The organism is Rhodococcus sp. IEGM 1305 (assembly GCF_030058635.1).
In the GTDB taxonomy this organism is placed as follows: Bacteria; Actinomycetota; Actinomycetes; order Mycobacteriales; family Mycobacteriaceae; genus Rhodococcus_F; species Rhodococcus_F opacus_D.
In genome coordinates this window covers 32,450-50,460 of the sequence record NZ_JASHKX010000049.1, presented here as the reverse complement: position 1 = coordinate 50,460, position 18,011 = coordinate 32,450, and the positions used below count along the sequence as shown (strand labels likewise).

Genomic DNA, 18,011 nt, shown 5'->3' with positions numbered 1-18,011 from the left:
CGCTACAGCAGCGTGTCCTCGACGCCTGGCTCGGGGAGCGGGACGACCTCACCGTCGTCGGTGACGCCAACCAGACCATCTACTCGTTCACCGGCGCCACACCCAATTACCTGCTCGACTTCTCGCGCCGGTTCCCCGAGGCCACCGTCGTGCGCCTCGAGCGCGACTACCGTTCGACCCCCGAGGTCGTGTCGATGGCGAACCGGGTGATCGGAGCGGCGCGCGGCAGGATCGCGGGCACCCGTCTGCAGCTGATCGGCCAACGCGACTCCGGACCGGAGCCGAGTTTCGTCGAGTTCGACGACGAGCCGGCCGAGGCCGCCGGGGTGGCGCGCACGATCAAGCGGCTCATCGCGTCCGGCACTCCGGCCGCGGAGATCGCGGTCCTGTACCGGATCAACGCCCAGTCCGAGGTGCACGAGCAGGCGCTGACGAAACTCGACATCCCGTACCAGGTCCGGGGCGGTGAGGGCTTCTTCACGCGCACCGAGGTCCGTCAGGCCGTGGCGGCACTACGGCAGGCCGCGGGCCGCGACGACCTGCCGGATGCGGTCGGCGCCGACCTGGTCACGCTCGTCCGCGCGGTCCTCGCTCCGCTGGGGCTGACCGACGCGGAACCGGCGGGTGCGCAGGCTCGCGAACGGTGGTCGTCGCTGTCGGCGCTGGTCGCGCTCACCGAGGAGCAGCTGACCCAGGACCCGGAGTTGAGCCTGGAGGCGCTGTTGCGCGAACTGAGCCTGCGCGCCGAGGCACGGCACCCACCCGTCGTGCAGGGTGTGACACTCGCGTCCCTGCACGCCGCCAAGGGGCTCGAATGGGACGCCGTGTTCCTCGTCGGGCTGACCGACGGAACGCTGCCCATCCAGCACGTGCTCGGCGACTCCAACTCGGCACCGGACGAGGCGGCCGTCGAGGAGGAGCGGCGGTTGCTGTACGTCGGGGTGACCCGCGCCCGGGAGCACCTGCAGATGTCGTGGGCACTGTCCCGGAACGAGGGCGGCCGCAAGTCGCGGCGCCGTTCGCGGTTCCTGCACGGCCTCATCCCCGAGGATTCACCTGCCTCGCGGATCGCGGCGCCCGCCAAGAGCACCAAGAAGCGTCCACGGTGCCGGCTGTGCGGAAAACAGCTGATCGGGACGACCGCGACCATGCTCGGTCGCTGCGAGGGGTGCCCGTCCAATGTCGACGTGGAACTGCTCGAATCGCTGCGGTCGTGGCGGCTCGAGAAGTCGCGGGAGCTGAAGGTTCCGGCGTACGTGGTGTTCAGCGACAACACGTTGACGGCTCTCGCCGAGCAGCGGCCGCAGGACGATCGCGGGCTCGTCGCGATCCCCGGGATCGGTGCGAAGAAGCTCGAGCAGTTCGGTGAGGACGTCCTCGGTGTGATCAAGGGAAGCGGTAGTCCCTGAACGACTCCCACGCGGTGCGGGAGTAGCGCGCATCACTGCAGGTCAAAAATAGGTTGTGCGGTTCTGGAGAATTGCCTACTGTGGTTTCAGTGCGCGGGGAGACCCGTGTGGTTCACATCGGATCGAGAAGAAAAGGAGGTGGCAGTGAAATGACGAAGTTCCAAGCACATGAGACGGCAGTCGCTGCTGCCTCCGCACTGTTCGGCATGAACGCGGCGGAAACGGCACCGGCGATTGTCTGGTCGGCAGCCCGTCGTCGTCCCGCAGCAGCAGTCGAGTCCGTGTATCGGAGTTGTCGAGGAATTCCTCGGTAGATCAACTCCCACCGTCTTTCCAAGGCCACGGACCCGCATCGCGGACCGTGGCCTTTGTAGTTCGAGCACCTTTCCCGCTCGCAGCCTCGGCTCTGGTTCGCACCCACTTCATCGAACCGAAGAGATTGACCGTCGCAATGAGAGCAGAGGAGAAGGACGTGTCTACCGTGACATGCCGAGGGGTATCCGAAACCTCAACCGCCACAAGCGGATTTGTTCAGATAGTGTCCGCACGTGGTGACCTGCCCTGCCGGGTCGATGATCCCGACCTGTGGTTTGCGGATTCTCCCACCGAGCTGGAACAGGCGAAGGCGCTGTGCGCGTCCTGCCCGATCCGCTCCCGCTGCCTCGACGCGGCCCTCGATCGGGGTGAGCCGTGGGGCGTGTGGGGTGGGGAGATCTTCGACCAGGGTGTCGTGATCGCCCGCAAGCGTCCCCGGGGACGTCCGCGCAAGACTCAGACTCTGGTCTGTGCGTAGAAACCGGTACGGGGCGGGAGAATTCGGGCGTTCGCCCGGCCACTCACACGAGTGGTCCGGGCGAACGCCCGTTCTGTGTTTTCGGGGTCAGACGGTGTCTTCGTCCTCGGGGGCAGGCTCGGCGAAGCCGGGGAGCCACCGCGTGAGGATCTCCATGTACGGCGCGTACGCGTCCAGCTGAGCGCAGATTCCCACCGAGCCGACGAGAACCCGGAAGATCATCAGGTACTCCGCCGGCAGATTCAGTGCCCGGGCCGTCCGGAACTGTGCACTGTTGAAGTCGGTCGCGGAACCCGCGGCCTTCTGCAGCCAGGCGCGGGTGAAGTGGAATGATTCGGTGCGGATCGGGTCGGTGACGGGACGCAGGTAGTCCGCGATCTCCTTGTCGGTGACCGTCCGGCCGGGCAGAACGAATCCGTTGGCGTGCAGCAACTCCGTCAGTTCGTCGAACTGCTCGTGGAGCGCCAGCCGGACCATGGACCCGAGCACCGGGGGAAGACCGTGCGGAAACGGTGCCGCGGCACCGAAATCGATGACACCGAGGCGGCCGTCGCTGTGCAGCATGAAGTTACCCGGATGCGGGTCGCAGTGGAGCAGGCCGACGCGGGTGGGGGAGGCGAAGTGGAACTCCGCGAGCAGTGCACCCGCGGTGTTGCGTTCCTCGGGGGTGCCGTCGGCGATGATGGCCGACAGCGGCTTCGCCGACATCCACTCGGTGACCACGACCTTGGGGGCACTGGCGACCACGTGCGGAATCGCGAACTGCGGATCCCCGTCGTATACCTTGGCGAAGCGGCGCTGATTGTTCGCCTCGATCCGGTAGTCGAGTTCTTCCTCGGTGCGGGCCGTGAACTCGTCGATGACCGGGCGCACGTCGACGCCGGGCATGACCGAGGCGAACAGTCCCGCGAATCGGCCGAGCGTCTTCAGGTCGGCGCGCAGCGCCTCGTCGGCGCCGGGGTACTGAACCTTGACGGCCACGTCGCGACCGTCGGCCCACACCGCGCGGTGTACCTGGCCGATGCTGGCCGATGCGGTCGGGGTGTCGTCGAACGACTGGAACCGGTCACGCCACTTGGTGCCGAGCTGTTGGTCGAGCATTCTGTGGACGGCCCGCGCGGGCAGGGGAGGCGCCTGCGCCTGCAGCTTGTTCAGCGATTCACGGTAGGGTTCCGCGAACTCTTCGGGGATCGCCGCCTCCATGACGCTGAGCGCCTGCCCCAGTTTCATGGCACCGCCCTTGAGTTCGCCGAGGACCGCGAACAATTGCTCGGCGGCCTTCGCGCTCAGCTGGGCGTCGATCTCGTCCTTGTCACCGCCGGTCAGCTTCCGGCCGAAGCCCATCGCGGCACGCCCCGCGATCCCCAACGGGATGCTCGCGAGCTTGGCGGTGCGGGCGGAACTCCTGCGGGGGATGTCGGACACCCCACCATCATGCATCATGACCGAAGCCGGTTCGATTCGCCCACGGCGGGTGCCAGATACGTGCAGCTGCAGCTCGCCTGCCGTGGCCAGCGCCGGGTCACCAGCCGGTGCGCGCCGAGATCGATCTCGAGCGTCGCGTCGAGGCTGCTGGGCGGCGCGCCTCGCGGAGCAGCCAAGACGGCCTCGAGCTGGCCGAGGGCGACTGCTGCCGTGGCCATGATCACGGCGGGGCTCGCGTGCCCGACCGTCCCGAGGAGCTGAGCGGACAGGTGCGGCCAGTCCTCGTCGTACGCGGCGCGGAGGAGGTCGGCGCACCGCAGGCAACTGGTGTGGCCCGGGAGCACCAGTGGGCCGACCACACCGCGGCCGTCACGCAGCCGGACCTGCAGGTGCGGTATCCCGTTCTGGACCAGATCCGCGACGAGCCGCGGTTCCGCCACCAGATCGTCCGCGAGTACGACGCACAGGGCGTTCCATCGCCGGACGTCGCTGTCGGCGGAATAGCGGAAGGAGCGGGAGACCCGGATGCCGCCGTCCGTGAGCCCGGCCGACACCGCATCCGACAGCGGGCCGCGCCCGTGCACGCGAATCGGGATCGTGTCCGCGGCGGGGGACGTGCCTGCGACATCGATCAGACCGGCCCGGTCGAGGTCGCCGAGCAGTTTCGACACGTCCGTGGGCGCCAGGCCGTATCCGACGGCGGTCCACAGGATGTGCGGCCGCGAGTTCTTGCCGTCGAGCAGTCGGACGACGGCCAGGAGTTGCTCGGTCCGGACCCCGGGCGGCGGGGCGAGTACGAGCGCGCGCTCGGGATCCCAGCCGAACTGCACCCGCCCGTCGGGGCGGACGAGTACGGCGATCCGGGGATCGAGGGTGACACCGACGTGGGGTGTGGGCTGGATGGTCACCCGCTGAGGATCGCAGGCCACGACCGGGCGTCAGCGCCGAAAACGCGGGTTGTCCACAGGCCGAAACATGCCTCGACCTGTGGACTTCCCGCTATCGCAAGATTGGTGGGATCAGGAGGTCAGGACTCGGACTCGTCGTCCTTGCCGGACTTGTCGCGTTCGGCTTCCTCGGCCCGCTCGCGCGCCTCGGTTGCCTCCAGCTGCGCCATCGGATTGTCGAAGTCGCCGCCGTCGCCGCCGCCGAGCACACGTTCGACGAACGCATCCGGGCTGTCGAGATCGGACGAGTCGGGCAACAGGTCGGGGTGGGCCCACACACCGTCACGGGCATCGACGGTCGACTCGGACGTCAGGCGAGTCCACAACTGCGCGGCCTCCCGGACCTTGCGGGGACGCAGTTCGAGTCCGACGAGCGTCGCGAACGTCTGCTCGGCGGGTCCGCCGGTCGCACGCCTGCGGCGCAGCGTCTCGCTGAGGGCCGCGACGCCGGGGAGTCGGTCGTTCAGCGCCGACGCGACGACGACCTCGACCCAGCCCTCGATGAGGGCGAGCAGCGTCTCGAGTCGCTCGAGGGCCTGCTTCTGCTCGGGTGTGGTCTGCGGTTCGAACGCGCCCTGCTGCAGGATGTTCTCGAGCTGCGACGGATCGGTCAGCGCGGACGGGTCGAGTCCCTTCGCCATGTCCTCGATGGCCGAGAAGTCCATCGTGATGCCGCGGGCGTATTCCTCGACGGTGGCGAGGAGACGCTGACGCAGCCACGGAACGTGGCTGTACAGGCGCTGGTAGGCGGCCTCCCGCGCGGCGAGGAAGACGAGGATCTCGCGGTCGGGCTGTTCGAGCCCCTTGCTGAACCGCTCCACCGCGGCGGGAAGCAGTGCGCCCGTGCCCGCCGGGCCGAGGGGGAGGCCGATGTCGGTGGAGGTGAGCACCTCCTTCGACAACTGGCCCAGAGCCTGGCCGAGCTGGGAGCCGAACGCGAGGCCACCCATCTGGCTCATCATGCCGATCATCGGGCCGGCCATCTGCTGCGCTTCCTCGGGCAGCCCCTGCACCCACATGCCGGACACCTTCTCCGCGACGGGGTCGCACAGCCGCTTCCAGGTGTCGAGGGTGTTGTCGAGCCAGTCGTTGGGCGTCCACGCGACGGTCTTCGTTGCGCCGGCGGGCAGCGTCGTCGCGGCATCGAGCCACAGTTCCGCGAGCCGTGAGGCATCGGCGATCGCCTCGGAGTTGCCCTGGGTGATGGGAGCGACGGACCCCATCTGCTGGCGCGCGAGTTTCTTCGCGATCTCGTAGTTGACCGGGCCGGTCTGCTCACCGGAGCCCATCGACGTGCCCATCCCGCTCAGCATCTGGCCGAACTGGGTCAGCATCTGGCCGAGGGAGGCCGGGTCGAAGCCCCCGGCGGGAAAACCACCCGCCCCGAAACCGAAGTCGTCGGAACCGCCCGCGTTCTTGTCGCGGTCGGGCCCGTTCTGATCCCCCGTGTTCTTGTCACGATCGGGATCGTCGTCGGGTTTGGAGAAGCCGAAGGGCGGATTGCTCATGACTCAACGGTACAAGGCGCGTGGTTCCGTGGCTGTCCACCTCGTCACGCTGACGGCGAACACGCGGGACGGCCGACAGCCGTGTCCGAGGGTTCGCGCTCTACGCTGGTCCAGGTGAATCGACGGATCGTGACGCTTCTGGCTGCGCTGGCCCCGATCGTGGTACTCGGAATTCTCGGCACGGTGATCACGGTGCCGTACGTGGCCCTCGGGCCGGGACCCACGTTCAACACACTCGGCGAAGTGGGTGGTGAGGAAGTCGTCGCCATCGAGGGGACGGAGGTCGACGACACCACCGGCCACCTCAACATGACGACGGTCGCCGTGCGCGACGGGCTCAACGTGTTCGAAGCGTTCGGATTGTGGGCCAGTGGGCGTCAGGGCATCGTCCCCCGCGAAGAGGTGTACCCGCCGGACAAGTCGAAGGACGAGGTCAAACAGGAGAACGACGCCGACTTCCAGCAGTCGGAGGACAGCGCCGAACTCGCGGCACTCCACTTCCTGGGCAAGCCGGTGGACCTGCGGATCGCCAAGGTCGGTGAGGACGGCCCCTCCCAGGGACTGCTGCGCGAGGGCGACGTGCTGGTGAGTGTCGACGGAAAGCCGGTGTCCACTGTCGGTGGTGTGCAGGAGGCGGTGGCCGATGTGCCCCCGAAGACGGAGGTGCCGATCGTGATCCGGCGCGACGGCGCCGAGACGACGGTGCGGGTAGTGCTCGGCGCACGCCCGGACGACGAGTCCAAGGGCTACCTGGGGATCACTCCCGAGGAGATCCCGGACGTCCCGTTCACGATCGACTTCAACCTCGCCGACGTGGGCGGCCCCTCGGCGGGGCTCATGTTCACCCTCGCCGTGATCGACAAACTCAGCCCGGGCGAACTCAACGGCGGCAAGTTCGTCGCCGGCACCGGCACGATCGACTCCGACGGCGACGTCGGTCCCATCGGCGGCATCAAGTACAAGCTGATCGCCGCGGAGGAGGCGGGCGCCGAGACGTTCCTCGTGCCGGCGAAGAACTGCGACGAGGCACGCCAGGGTGCGCCCGACGGGCTCCGGCTGGTGAAGGTCGAGAACCTCGGCGGAGCCGTCGACGCGCTCGAGGCGATCGATGCCGGAGCCGACGCGCCGCACTGCTGAGCGGTCAGTCCTCCTCGGTCGCGTCGAGGGTGGCGTACAACGCGCTGATGAGATTCGGTGCCAGATCCTCGTAGGTGAGCAGTTCGATGCCGGCGTACGGGTCGGCGTCCTCGTCGGGGCGCAACTGCATCAGACACAACGACGGTCCGTCGCGCAGCACGGCGGCGATCAACCGGGCGGACCGGCGGTCGGGATGCGACTCGGCCGCGGCCCGCGCCGCGTCGTCGGCGGCGTCTCGATCGGACAGCAGGGGGACGAGCGCGTCGTCGAGGTCGGACTCCGCCTCGGGCGGTAGAACGACGATCTCCTGAACGAGGGCGCACCCCACCACGGACTCCGGCCAGCTGGTGGTGGCGAGGAACTCGTCGAGTGCGCGCGACCCGCCGTCGATGTCGTCGGGGAACGGATCCTGTTCCACCGGGGTCAATTCCGCGCCGTCGGCGAGTTGGTCGAGCAGGCTCGGTTCGGCGGCCGCGAGCAGTTCGGTCGGGACGAGTGCGAACATCTGGGGCGGCTGATCCCACCCTCCGGCATCGACGAATTCGACCACCTCGCGCACACAGCGGGCGAGGGCGTCCGTCTCTCTGTTCACATTCTCTTCACTCACGAGACCCATCTTCGCACCCCCGGAACAGGACCGACGGCCGCATCTCTCGGTTGTTACGTAGAGTGGGACGAAACGGTCACGCCCGTGCGGTTCGGGTGTGGACGAACGAACGGTGCAGTTGATCGCGGCGCGACAGCGTCGCCGTATTCTTGGAGTGTGGCACGTGGGCATGCGGCCCCCCGCAGGTTTACCGTCGTTGTCCAAACGCAGCCGAGTGCTGCTGGTGCTGGCGCTTGTCGTCGCGGCCCTGTTGCTGGTGGGCCCTCGGCTCATCAGTACCTACACGGACTGGTTGTGGTTCGGTGAAGTCGGATTCCGTGGTGTCTTCACCACGGTCCTGATCACCCGCCTGCTCCTCTTCCTCGTAGTCGGTGTCGTGGTCGGCGGAATCGTCTGGCTGGCACTGCTGCTCGCCTACCGTTCGCGGCCGGTGTTCGTCCCGGTGTCGGGTCCCAACGATCCCGTGGCGCGGTACCGCACCACGGTGATGACTCGGCTGCGCCTGTTCGGCCTGGCCATTCCGATCGCGGTGGGACTGCTCGCCGGGCTGATCGCCCAGTCCAGCTGGGTGACGGTGCAGCTGTTCGTCAACGGCGGCGCGTTCGGCGTCGCCGATCCCGAGTTCGGCCTCGACGTCGGCTTCTACACCTTCGATCTGCCGTTCTACCGTTTCGTCCTCAACTGGCTGTTCGTCGCGGTTCTGCTGGCGTTCTTCGCGAGCCTGGTGACGCACTACATCTTCGGCGGGCTGAAGCTGGCGGGCCGGGGCGGGGCACTGACCAATGCGGCGCGAGTCCAGTTGGCGGTCCTCGCGGGAACGTTCATTCTCCTCAAGGCCGTCGCGTACTGGTTCGACCGTTACTCGCTGCTGTCGAGCAGCCGCAAGGAACCCACGTTCACCGGTGGTAGCTACACGGACATGAATGCGGTGCTGCAGGCGAAGCTGATCCTGCTGGCCATCGCGGTCATCTGCGCGGGCGCGTTCTTCGCCGCGATCTTCCTGCGCGATCTGCGGATTCCCGCAATGGCGACAGCGCTTCTCGTGCTCTCCTCGATCCTGGTCGGCGCGGTGTGGCCGCTCGTGGTCGAGCAGTTCTCGGTGCGTCCCAACGCCGCCGACAAGGAGAGCGCGTACATCGAGCGGAACATTGCCGCCACGCGGCAGGCGTACGGCATCACCGACGACAAGGTCGAGTACCAGGACTATCAGGGGTACGGCACGAAGCCGCCGCGGGACGTGCCCGCCGACGTCATGACCATCGAGAACACGCGACTGCTCGATCCGAACATCCTGTCGCGGACGTTCACCCAGCAGCAGCAGTTGAAGAACTTCTACGGCTTCCCGCCGACGCTCGACATCGACCGGTACGACATCGACGGGCAGTTGCGTGACTACATCGTCGCGGCCCGCGAGTTGTCGTCCAAGAGCCTGACGGGTAACCAGACGGACTGGATCAACAAGCACACCGTCTACACGCACGGCAACGGACTGGTCGCAGCCCCCGCGAATCGGGTGAACGCCGCTGCCGGCGAGTCCGCGGAGGAAGCCGCCAACAGCAACAGCGGTTACCCCGTCTACATGGTCAGCGATATCGCCTCGCAGGAGGCGGGTAATCAGGTCATTCCGGTCGAGCAGCCGCGCATCTACTACGGCGAGGTCATCGCCGACACGGACGCCGACTACGCGATCGTCGGCGGATCCGAGGGTTCGGACCCGCGCGAGTACGACACCGACACCTCGCGCTACACGTACACCGGTTCCGGTGGTGTGCCGATCGGCAACTGGTTCAACCGGCTGGCGTTCGCGGCCAAGTACACCGAGCGCAACATCCTGTTCTCCGGTGCCATCGGGTCGGATTCCAAGATCATCTACAACCGGGACCCGCGGGACCGGGTCACGCACGTCGCCCCGTGGCTGACCGCGGACGGCGACTCGTACCCGGCCGTCGTCGACGGCAAGGTCGTCTGGATCGTGGACGCCTACACCACGTTGCAGGACTACCCGTACGCCCAGCGCAGTTCGCTCGACGGACTCGTCGAGGACAGCATCGACCAGAACACCGGCCGCCTGCTGCCCCGTAAGGAGGTGTCCTACATCCGCAACTCGGTGAAGGCCACCGTCGACGCGTACGACGGCACCGTGAAGCTCTACCAGGTGGATCAGAACGATCCGGTGCTCGATGCGTGGATGGGTGTGTTCCCGGATGCGGTCCAGCCGGCGGATTCGATTCCGGATGAACTGCGTGCGCACTTCCGCTATCCCGAGGACCTGTTCAAGGTGCAGCGCGAGATGCTCGCCAAGTACCACGTGGACGATCCGAAGGAGTTCTTCACCAACAACGCGTTCTGGTCGGTGCCGAGCGATCCCACGATCGACACGAGCGCGAACCAGCCGCCGTACTACGTGCTGGTCGGTGATCCCGAGACCGGGAAACCGTCGTTCAATCTGACCAGTGCGATGGTGGGTTACAGTCGCGAGTTCTTGTCTGCATATCTGTCGGTGAAATCGGATCCGGAGAATTACGGCAAGTTCACGGTGCTCCAGTTGCCGACGGACACGCAGACCCAGGGTCCGCAGCAGACGCAGAACTCGATGATCTCGGATCCACGGGTGGCGTCGGAGAGAACCCTGCTCGAGAGATCGAACAAGATTCAGTACGGCAACCTGCTGACCTTGCCGATCGCGGACGGCGGCATCCTCTACGTCGAACCGATGTATACGGAGCGAAGTTCGACAGGCCCGAACACGTCGACGTTCCCGCAGCTGTCGCGAGTGCTGGTGAGCTACCGCGAGCCGCCGCCGAGTAACAGTGTGCGCGTCGGGTACGCCCCGACGTTGGCGCAGGCGCTCGACCAGGTGTTCGGTGCCGGCACAGGCTCGGTGGCGACGGCACCCAGTGCGGAAGAGGGGACGCCTCCGGAGTCCGGCACCACGCCGCCGGTCGATCAGGGTGCGGCACCGGCGCCGACCGCCCCGGCGACACCGCCGTCCGGCACGGATGTCTCGGCGGCCGTGGCGGAGTTGGACGCGTCGCTCGACGCCTTGACGTCGGCGCAGCGCAGCGGTGACTTCGCGGCCTACGGCGCAGCCCTTGCTCGCGTCCAGAAGGCGGTCGCCGCGTACGAGGCGATCCCGAAGTAGAGGCGCTTCAACCGCAGAGAACGAGGCCCTGTCATCCGAACCGGATGACAGGGCCTCGTCGTATCTGATCGGAAGATCAGCGCAGTGCGTCGACCAACTGCGGGTTGGAGTCCACCAGCTGCTGGAACTGCTGTCCGTAGCCGTTCTGCTCGGCGACCTGACGCGCGGCGTCGAGCGTCTGCTGTGCGGCGGGCTCGACCGGGGCGGGTGCCTGGACCTGAGCCGGAGCCGCGGGGGCGGGAGCCGGGGTGGGCTCCGGAGCGGGCGCGGGAGCCTCGGCGACGTCGCCGCCACCGGTGGACAGGTACTGACCGCACACCGGCCATGCACCCTGGCCCTGGGTCGCGAGAACGTTCTCGGCGACGCGGACCTGCTCGGCCTTGCTGGCGTTCGATGCCGAGCCGGTGCCGCCGTTGGCCTCCCAGGTGCTCTGCGAGAACTGCAGACCGCCGTAGTAGCCGTTTCCGGTGTTGATTCCCCAGTTGCCGCCACTCTCGCACTGGGCGACGCCGTCCCAGTTGTGGGAAGCGGCGGAGGCGGTGCCGGTGCTCAGTCCGAGCGGGACGGCGACGACGGCTCCGGTGACGGCGATCCAGCCGAGGGCACGCTTGCTGATGCTGTGATTGGTCATGCGGGGTCAATCCTCTCCGCGCTTGCTGGCGTGGCCGGCCTGCGGGTGACAACGTCTGCGTCGTCACGCCGGGCTGCGATTCTGTGCCGCGTCCCTGCCCCTCGAAGGTTTCGGGGATTCCGAACCCGCGGGGCAGAGCTAGCAGCGGCGGGCCGGCTTTCGCCCGGTTGTTTCGGGCCGAGAGCGACCGTACGGGAGCTTCGGCCGCAGTTCACCTGGCGAAAATGGTGGACAGCTGTCCGGCGGCGCAGGCGAGTTTCCCCTGTCTGCGCAGGTCAACCTGCCTCGATATCGTTTCGGAGTCTATTCGTTACCCCGCTGTTATGTGTCGGGGATCACCACGATTTTGTGCAGCGGCTCACGTCGAAATGGCAGGAACATGGGTCCTGGTGGTGTATGTCGAGGCCGTGCGATGCAGGAGTGCCCCGCGCGCAGTCGTGCTGCGCGCGGGGCACTCTCGCAAGTGTGTGGTGCGGATCAGAGGTACTGTCCGCAGACCGGCCAGGCGCCGGGGCCCTGGGTCGCCAGGACGTTCTCGGCGACGCGGATCTGCTCCTCGCGCGAGGCGTTGGCCGGCGAGCCGCTGCCACCGTTCGCTGCCCAGGTGCTGTCGGTGAACTGCAGACCGCCTGAGAAGCCGTTTCCGGTGTCGGCGCCCCAGTTGCCGCTGCTCTCACACGCTGCGACGGCGTCCCAGTCTCCGGAAGCGGCCGATGCGGTGCCGGTGCTCAGGCCGAGCGGCACTCCGATGACTGCTCCGGTGAGTGCGATTGCGCCCATGGTCCGCTTGACGATGCTGGAATTGGTCATGTGGTTGTTTCCTCTCCGCGCCTGCTGACGAGGTTGTGGTGTGCGGTAACGGCTGGTGTGCCGACCCGGTGGTCGATCTGTCCTCGTCCCTGCCCCTCGAGGTGTCGGGATTCCGAATCCCGCGGGGGCAGGTCGAGCTGCGGCGGGTCGGCGTTGCCCGGTAGTTTCGGGCTGGCAACGAACGTACGCGGTGATCACGGAATGGTCACGGGTCGATTTTCTGTGACGGGCGTCCAAATACTGGGATGAACGGACGGTGTTTTCCCAGGTCGTCCCCGAAGTTTCAGGTTTCGGCAGCGTTACAGATTTCGACTAAAATGTGACGAGCGTCATAACATTCAGGTAACGGATGTGACTCGAGTGGTGCCGAAAGGTTGCTACTCGGACTCTTTCCGGGCGATTTGCAATCCGTTCGTTCGCTCGTGTAACTTTGTTCATGCAACGCGGGGTGGAGCAGCTCGGTAGCTCGCTGGGCTCATAACCCAGAGGTCGCAGGTTCAAATCCTGTCCCCGCTACCACTGAAGAACCGGTGTCCTGGAATCCAGGGCACCGGTTCTTTTTGTCTCCGCTCGCCCCCGTCGAGGGCGGACCACCTCGCCGGTGCGACTGCCCGTCCACCAGCACGAGGGCTTCGCTCAGCGGCTGTCGCGTGAAATGGGCCAGTCCGTCGAGTACCCTTGCGGACCGAGTCGCTCATCATGTTCGCGGACTCCACCCGGAGGCTCATGCTGAGGGACTCGGACACGGGCTGCGAGTGCGACGATCTGGACAAACCCGACCTCACGGCACGCGGTGTCGAGTTCCGCTGCCACACCCGCGGATTCGGCGCTGTTGTGGGCGCGCGCTCTCTCGGCGAGATAGGGACTGATGTCGACGGTCGGGCAGTGACGGCGAGCCGCGGGCATCGAGGGAGGTGCTTCCAGTCCAGGAGTGACTGCATGAGAACACTATTCGGCAGAGCAGCCGCGAGTGCAGGGGACGGTCGACGAACTGACACCGATCGTCGGGGGTGCCGCGATCCCGGATTCGCTGACCGCGGAACAGATCTACACGAACCGGTTCCCCGATCCGCGATCGGGATCAGCTCTCCGTGACGTCCATCTCGATCAGGACGCGACGCAGCAACTTGCCAGTCGCGTTGCGGGGGAGTTCCTCGATGAAGACGATCTCGCGGGGCACCTTGTACCGCGCCAGGTTCGACTTGACGTGGGCCTTCAACTCGTCGGCGTCCTTCGCGGACCCCGGACCGGGTACCACGAAAGCCCTGAGGCGATGGCCGAATTCGGAGTCCTCGACACCGATCACAGCAGCCTCGAGCACGTCCTCGCGGTCGGCGAGCAGGTTCTCGACCTCGAGGGGGTAGACGTTCTCGCCGCCGGAGACGATCATGTCGTCGTCCCGGCCGTCCACGAAGAGGAGGCCGTTGCGGTCGAAGTGGCCGACGTCGCCGGTGGACAGCAGACCGTTGATGCGCTCCTTGTCACGACCGTCGGTGTAGCCGGAGAAGCTGAGACCGCTGGCGACGAAGATCCGTCCGACGGTCTCGGGTTCGGTGATCCGTTGACCCGACTCGTCATAGAGTTCCACGTGGCAGGTGACGGGTGCCCGTCCCGCGGTGCCCGGCGCCAGCGCAAGGTCGGCCGGAGTCGCGACGGTGGCGACGGCGACCTCGGTCGAGCCGTACAGGTTGTGGAGCACCTCGCCGAAGGCGGCGGTGGTGCGCTTGCATAGGTCGGGGGAGAGTGCGGACCCGGCCGCGAAGATGATCTTCAGGCTCGACGTGTCGTACTTCGCCAGCGTCTCGGGCCCGAGATCGATGATGCGCTGCAGCATGGTGGGAACGACGACCAGTGTGTCGCAGCGGTGCTTCTCGACCAGGCGGATCGTGTTCTCCGGATCGAACTTGCGATGCATCACCACGGTCTGGCCGAGCGCCAGCGCGAGCGCGAACTGGGAGACTCCCGTTCCGTGGAAGGCGGGGGCCGCCATCATCATCGTCTGCCCGCGTCGCAGCGGAACCCGGTCGAGGAACTGGGCCGACGCAAGCGGCGACGTGTGTCCGCGGGGAGCGCCCTTCGGTGTGCCCGTGGTGCCGCTGGTGAGGAGGACGAATCCGCCCTGCGTGGACGGCGCGGGCAGCGAACTGCGGTCTCTGCCCTCCATCACGTCGTCGAGTGTGCGGACCTGGGACGTCGAATCGTCCTCCGCCCAGGAGCGATAGGCGATGACCTCGTCGGGGAGGGCCTCGGCGACCGCGTGGAACTCGTCGTCGTACACGAACGCCTGAACCTGCTCGCGGGCGGCGACGTCGACGAGCTGCGGCCGGGCGAACCCGGTGTTCATCAGCACCAGCTTGGTGCCGTTCTTGGCGGCGGCGAGCATCGTCAGGACCAGGCCCCGATGATTGCGGCACATGCATCCCATGACCGAACCGGGAGTGATGCCGTCGGCCTGCCACGCCCGCACCAGGGCGTTGGACTGCTCCTCGATGTCGGTGTAGGTGAGCGGGCCGCGCTCGTCGATCAGGGCCACCGCATCCAGCCCGGCCTCGGCATTCGCGTGGACGGGCCCGGCGAACGGTCCGTACTTCCGCACGGCCAGGATCGATCGGACGCCCTGATCGACGCGGGGAAAGGGAACGAGGCCTGCGCGGTTCATCACCCGCACAGCTCCCACGGTGTCCGTGATCTTGGTGAGGAAGTGCTGAGCTGGCATCAAGAACCCCTCCGGCTGCAGTGACGGATTTCCCGTTCAGCGTAGATGAAGAGGCCGGTCCGGCCACGCGGTCCGGCGAAGCCGGACGTCCCGCACGAAGAAGCCCCCGCCGCAGGGGAGCGCGGCGGGGGCTACACCCCTCGATGAAAGTCCCCCTCGAGCTGCTACTTCAGCTCGGCGGACGACTTTCCGAGCAGACGGCGAGCGACGATCAGCTGCTGGACCTGCTGCGTTCCCTCGAAGATGTCGAGGATCTTGGAATCGCGCGCCCACTTCTCGAGCAGCGGGCGCTCCGAGTAGCCCAAGGTCCCGGCGAGTTCGACGGCCTTGAGGGAAATGGCGGTTCCGGTGCGACCGGCCTTCGCCTTCGACATGGATGCTTCGAGTGAGTTCGGCTTCTTGTTGTCCGCCATCCACGTTGCGCGCAGAGCGAGCAGGTAGGCGGCCTCCCAGTCGGCCTCGAGCTGCAGGAACTCGGCGGCCGCCGCGTGCTGGTTGTACGCGGGGGTGTCGTAGGAGATCTCCACGCCGGCGTCGGAGAGGATGCTGCGCAGTTCCTCGAGCGCGGCGCGGCCGAGGCCGACCGCCATGCCGGCGACGATCGGACGGGTGTTGTCGAACGTCTGCATGACGCCGGCGAAGCCCTTCTCGACGTTGACCTCCGGCGTGCCGAGCAGGTTGTCCCTGGGGATCCGGCAGTCCTGCAGCAGCAGGACCGCGGTGTCGGACGCCTTGATGCCCAGCTTGTGCTCGAGGCGGGCGACGCTCAGGCCGGGGGCGTCGCGGGGGACGACGAACGACTTGATCGCGGCGCGGCCCTTCGTCTTGTCGACGGTGGCCCACACGACGATGTGCGTGGAGCGCTCGCCGGCCGTGACGAAGATCTTCTCGCCGTTGAGCACGTACTCGTCGCCGTCGAGCACCGCGGTGGTGGTGACGGCGGCGGAGTCGGAACCGAAGCCGGGTTCGGTGATGGCCATCGAGGCCCACACCTTGCCGAAACGCTCGAGCTGTTCGTCGGTGGCGACGGCGGCGATGGCCGAGTTGCCGAGGCCCTGGTACGGGATAGCCAGTGTGAGACCGACATCGCCCCAGCAGGTTTCGATGACATTCATCAGCGACGACATGTTGCCGCCGTTGACGTTCCCGATGACCTTCGGCTCGTCTCCCCGTCCGAGGGCGGCGCCTGCCGCACCCTTACCGGAGTCGTTGAGTCCCTCGACCATGGCGGCCATGGTGTCGAGTTCCTTGGGGTAGGCGTGCTCCGCGAGATCGTACTTGCGGGAGATCGGCCGGAAGATTTCCGCGGCGACCTGGTGCGCCTGATTCGCGGAGGCTTTGAGCTTCTTGGGAAGTTCGAGGTTGATCATGACAGTTTCCTTAGTTCGAATCCGGCCGCTCAGATCAGGACGATGCCCTCGGCGACGCCGATGGCGCGCAGATCGCGGTACCAGCGCTCCACGGGATGTTCCTTGGTGTAACCGTGGCCACCGAGCAGCTGGACGCCGTCGAGGCCGATCTGCATGCCCTTCTCGGAGGCCAGCTTTCGGGCGAGGGCCGATTCGCGGGCGAAGGAGAGCCCCTGCTCGGCGCGCGAGGCGCCGCGCAACGTCACCAGACGCAGGCCGTCGAGTTCGATGCCGATGTTCGCGACCATGAACGCGACCGCCTGACGGTTGCTGATCGGTTCGCCGAACGCGACCCGCTCGTTGACGTAGGGGATCACGTAGTCGAGAACGGCCTGTCCGGTTCCGACGGCGAGCGACGCCCAGCCCAGGCGGGCGAGCCGGATGGCGTCGGCGTACTCGGCCTTTCGCACGTCGGCGTCGGCGTCGCCGAGCAGACCCGACTCGGGCACGGCGACGTCGGTGAGGTTGAGCCGGCCGAGGCCCGCGGCGCGCAGCCCCATGCTCGGGTCCGCCTCGACGACGAGTCCCTTCGTGTCGGCCTCGACGATGAAGAAGGAGGGCTTGCCGTCGAGTTCGGCTGCCACGATGAACAGCTCCGACGAAGCGGCGGCGGGAACGAGGCTCTTGACGCCGTTGAGCTTGTAGCCGCTGGGGGAGCGAACCGCCTTGGTCTGCAACGCGAACGGATCGAACAGTGCGCGTGGCTCGTTGACGACCACGGCGGCGTTCGGAACCTGCTCGCCGGTGAACGAGGGCAGGTAGGTCTTCTGCTGGGAGTCGGTGCCCCACTGGGTGAGGGCGACGGCAACGCCGCTCGGCGCGAGGATCGGCAGGGCGAGTCCCATGTCGCCGTGGGCGAGAGCCTCGGCGACGAGGGAGTTGGTGACTGCCCCGCGCTCGCTGGCGGCCCCGTCGAGTTCCTCGGGAACGTTGATGAGGGTGATGCCGAGTTCGGCGGCGCGCTTGACGAGATCCGCCGGGGCCGCGGCGGCGGCGTCGGCGTCGTGGCCCGCGGGTCGCAGGATCTCGGCCGCGAACTCACGCACGGTCTCGACGATCATCTGCTGCTCGTCGCTCGGGGTGAGGTCGAAATAGCCGGCCTTGGCGGTCGGGTTGTCGGGGAGGCGCTTCGGCGCACCGCCTCCGGACACCTTCTGGAACCCGCGGGTCGCGGCGCCGAGCGTCTTGAAGCCGGTCTTCGTGCCTTCGTAGGTCACCCGGTCGATCGTCTGGCGCAGGTTGTACTTCTCGGCCAGATCGGAACCGGTGATCTTGGTCAGCACTCGCATCGCGGCACCCATGGCGTCGCGCTTGACCGGATTCAGGCCGACGGCGGACGTGTCGCGGGGCTTCCGCTTCGCGCTGTCGTTGGGGGCAACAGTGTCTTGCTTGCTCATGATCACCAGCTGTTTCTCGGTGTTCGGGCGTGGACACGATCTATCTTACTTAGCAGTAAGGTGGGTGTCTACTATCGAGT

At 67.1% G+C, this 18,011-nt stretch carries 12 protein-coding genes, 1 tRNA gene and 1 pseudogene; 5 read left to right on the top strand and 9 right to left on the bottom strand.

Features of this window, described 5'->3' with window-relative positions; all coding sequences use genetic code 11:
- Together QM693_RS34380 and QM693_RS34375 are read left to right on the top strand one after the other, a co-directional pair.
- Nucleotides 1-1,409: ATP-dependent DNA helicase UvrD2 (locus QM693_RS34380; protein WP_283354543.1), on the top strand; the 1,409-nt coding region annotated here is incomplete at its 5' end.
- Between the two features lie 451 nt (nt 1,410-1,860).
- On the top strand, nt 1,861-2,202 hold the full coding sequence (locus QM693_RS34375) for a WhiB family transcriptional regulator (RefSeq protein ID WP_016883149.1): 342 nt from the start codon (nt 1,861-1,863) through the stop codon (nt 2,200-2,202).
- Nucleotides 2,203-2,289: 87 nt separating this feature from the next.
- Here the strand turns inward: QM693_RS34375 and QM693_RS34370 are convergent, their stop codons facing one another.
- The 3 genes from QM693_RS34370 to QM693_RS34360 all read right to left on the bottom strand — a co-directional run bounded on the left by QM693_RS34370 (nt 2,290) and on the right by QM693_RS34360 (nt 6,082).
- On the bottom strand, nt 2,290-3,645 hold the full coding sequence (locus tag QM693_RS34370; RefSeq protein ID WP_280781664.1) for an ABC1 kinase family protein: 1,356 nt from the start codon (nt 3,643-3,645) through the stop codon (nt 2,290-2,292).
- The gene (locus QM693_RS34365; protein ID WP_280781665.1) at nt 3,642-4,535 is read right to left on the bottom strand and encodes a hypothetical protein; all 894 of its coding nucleotides are present in this window, start codon (nt 4,533-4,535) and stop codon (nt 3,642-3,644) included. Before QM693_RS34365 ends, QM693_RS34370 begins: the two co-directional genes overlap by 4 nt.
- A 119-nt stretch (nt 4,536-4,654) precedes the next feature.
- On the bottom strand, nt 4,655-6,082 hold the full coding sequence (locus QM693_RS34360) for a zinc-dependent metalloprotease (protein ID WP_283354542.1): 1,428 nt from the start codon (nt 6,080-6,082) through the stop codon (nt 4,655-4,657).
- Nucleotides 6,083-6,196: 114 nt separating this feature from the next.
- Between QM693_RS34360 and QM693_RS34355 the strand changes: the two genes are divergently transcribed.
- A complete protein-coding gene (locus QM693_RS34355) occupies nt 6,197-7,219 on the top strand; it encodes a YlbL family protein (protein ID WP_280781667.1) in 1,023 nt (340 codons plus the stop codon).
- 4 nt (nt 7,220-7,223) lie between these two features.
- On the opposite strand, the gene QM693_RS34350 is transcribed toward QM693_RS34355, so the two are convergent.
- Nucleotides 7,224-7,835 (bottom strand): PPA1309 family protein, encoded by a 612-nt coding sequence (locus tag QM693_RS34350; RefSeq protein ID WP_005240184.1) that lies wholly within the window; start codon nt 7,833-7,835, stop codon nt 7,224-7,226.
- A 154-nt stretch (nt 7,836-7,989) separates the two neighbouring features.
- Between QM693_RS34350 and QM693_RS34345 the strand changes: the two genes are divergently transcribed.
- Nucleotides 7,990-10,968: a UPF0182 family protein gene (locus QM693_RS34345; protein WP_283335240.1), complete on the top strand. Its 2,979-nt coding sequence runs from the start codon at nt 7,990-7,992 to the stop codon at nt 10,966-10,968.
- Nucleotides 10,969-11,044: 76 nt separating this feature from the next.
- Here the strand turns inward: QM693_RS34345 and QM693_RS34340 are convergent, their stop codons facing one another.
- Complete coding sequence (locus QM693_RS34340; protein ID WP_280781668.1) at nt 11,045-11,599, bottom strand: transglycosylase family protein; 555 nt, start codon at nt 11,597-11,599, stop codon at nt 11,045-11,047.
- 480 nt (nt 11,600-12,079) lie between these two features.
- Nucleotides 12,080-12,409, bottom strand: a pseudogene (locus QM693_RS34335) (transglycosylase family protein); the annotation flags it as partial.
- 442 nt (nt 12,410-12,851) lie between these two features.
- Between QM693_RS34335 and QM693_RS34330 the strand changes: the two are divergent.
- Nucleotides 12,852-12,928, top strand: a tRNA-Met gene (locus tag QM693_RS34330).
- 562 nt (nt 12,929-13,490) lie between these two features.
- Here the strand turns inward: QM693_RS34330 and QM693_RS34320 are convergent.
- The 3 genes from QM693_RS34320 to QM693_RS34310 form a co-directional block, all read right to left on the bottom strand.
- On the bottom strand, nt 13,491-15,125 hold the full coding sequence (locus tag QM693_RS34320) for an acyl-CoA synthetase (protein WP_283335241.1): 1,635 nt from the start codon (nt 15,123-15,125) through the stop codon (nt 13,491-13,493).
- 164 nt (nt 15,126-15,289) lie between these two features.
- On the bottom strand, nt 15,290-16,495 hold the full coding sequence (locus tag QM693_RS34315; protein WP_283335242.1) for an acyl-CoA dehydrogenase family protein: 1,206 nt from the start codon (nt 16,493-16,495) through the stop codon (nt 15,290-15,292).
- Between the two features lie 29 nt (nt 16,496-16,524).
- Nucleotides 16,525-17,937, bottom strand: coding sequence for an acyl-CoA dehydrogenase family protein (locus QM693_RS34310; protein WP_037245266.1), 1,413 nt, complete (start codon nt 17,935-17,937; stop codon nt 16,525-16,527).
- Nucleotides 17,938-18,011: the final 74 nt, after the last annotated feature.

What these genes read in the sequence shown, in the direction of transcription:
- QM693_RS34375 (WP_016883149.1), top strand. Translation starts at nt 1,861, where the DNA reads ATGAGAGCAGAGGAGAAGGACGTGTCTACCGTGACATGCCGAGGGGTA.
- QM693_RS34370 (WP_280781664.1), bottom strand. Translation starts at nt 3,645, where the DNA reads ATGATGCATGATGGTGGGGTGTCCGACATCCCCCGCAGGAGTTCCGCC.
- QM693_RS34360 (WP_283354542.1), bottom strand. Translation starts at nt 6,082, where the DNA reads ATGAGCAATCCGCCCTTCGGCTTCTCCAAACCCGACGACGATCCCGAT.
- QM693_RS34350 (WP_005240184.1), bottom strand. Translation starts at nt 7,835, where the DNA reads ATGGGTCTCGTGAGTGAAGAGAATGTGAACAGAGAGACGGACGCCCTC.
- QM693_RS34340 (WP_280781668.1), bottom strand. Translation starts at nt 11,599, where the DNA reads ATGACCAATCACAGCATCAGCAAGCGTGCCCTCGGCTGGATCGCCGTC.
- QM693_RS34320 (WP_283335241.1), bottom strand. Translation starts at nt 15,125, where the DNA reads ATGCCAGCTCAGCACTTCCTCACCAAGATCACGGACACCGTGGGAGCT.
- QM693_RS34315 (WP_283335242.1), bottom strand. Translation starts at nt 16,495, where the DNA reads ATGATCAACCTCGAACTTCCCAAGAAGCTCAAAGCCTCCGCGAATCAG.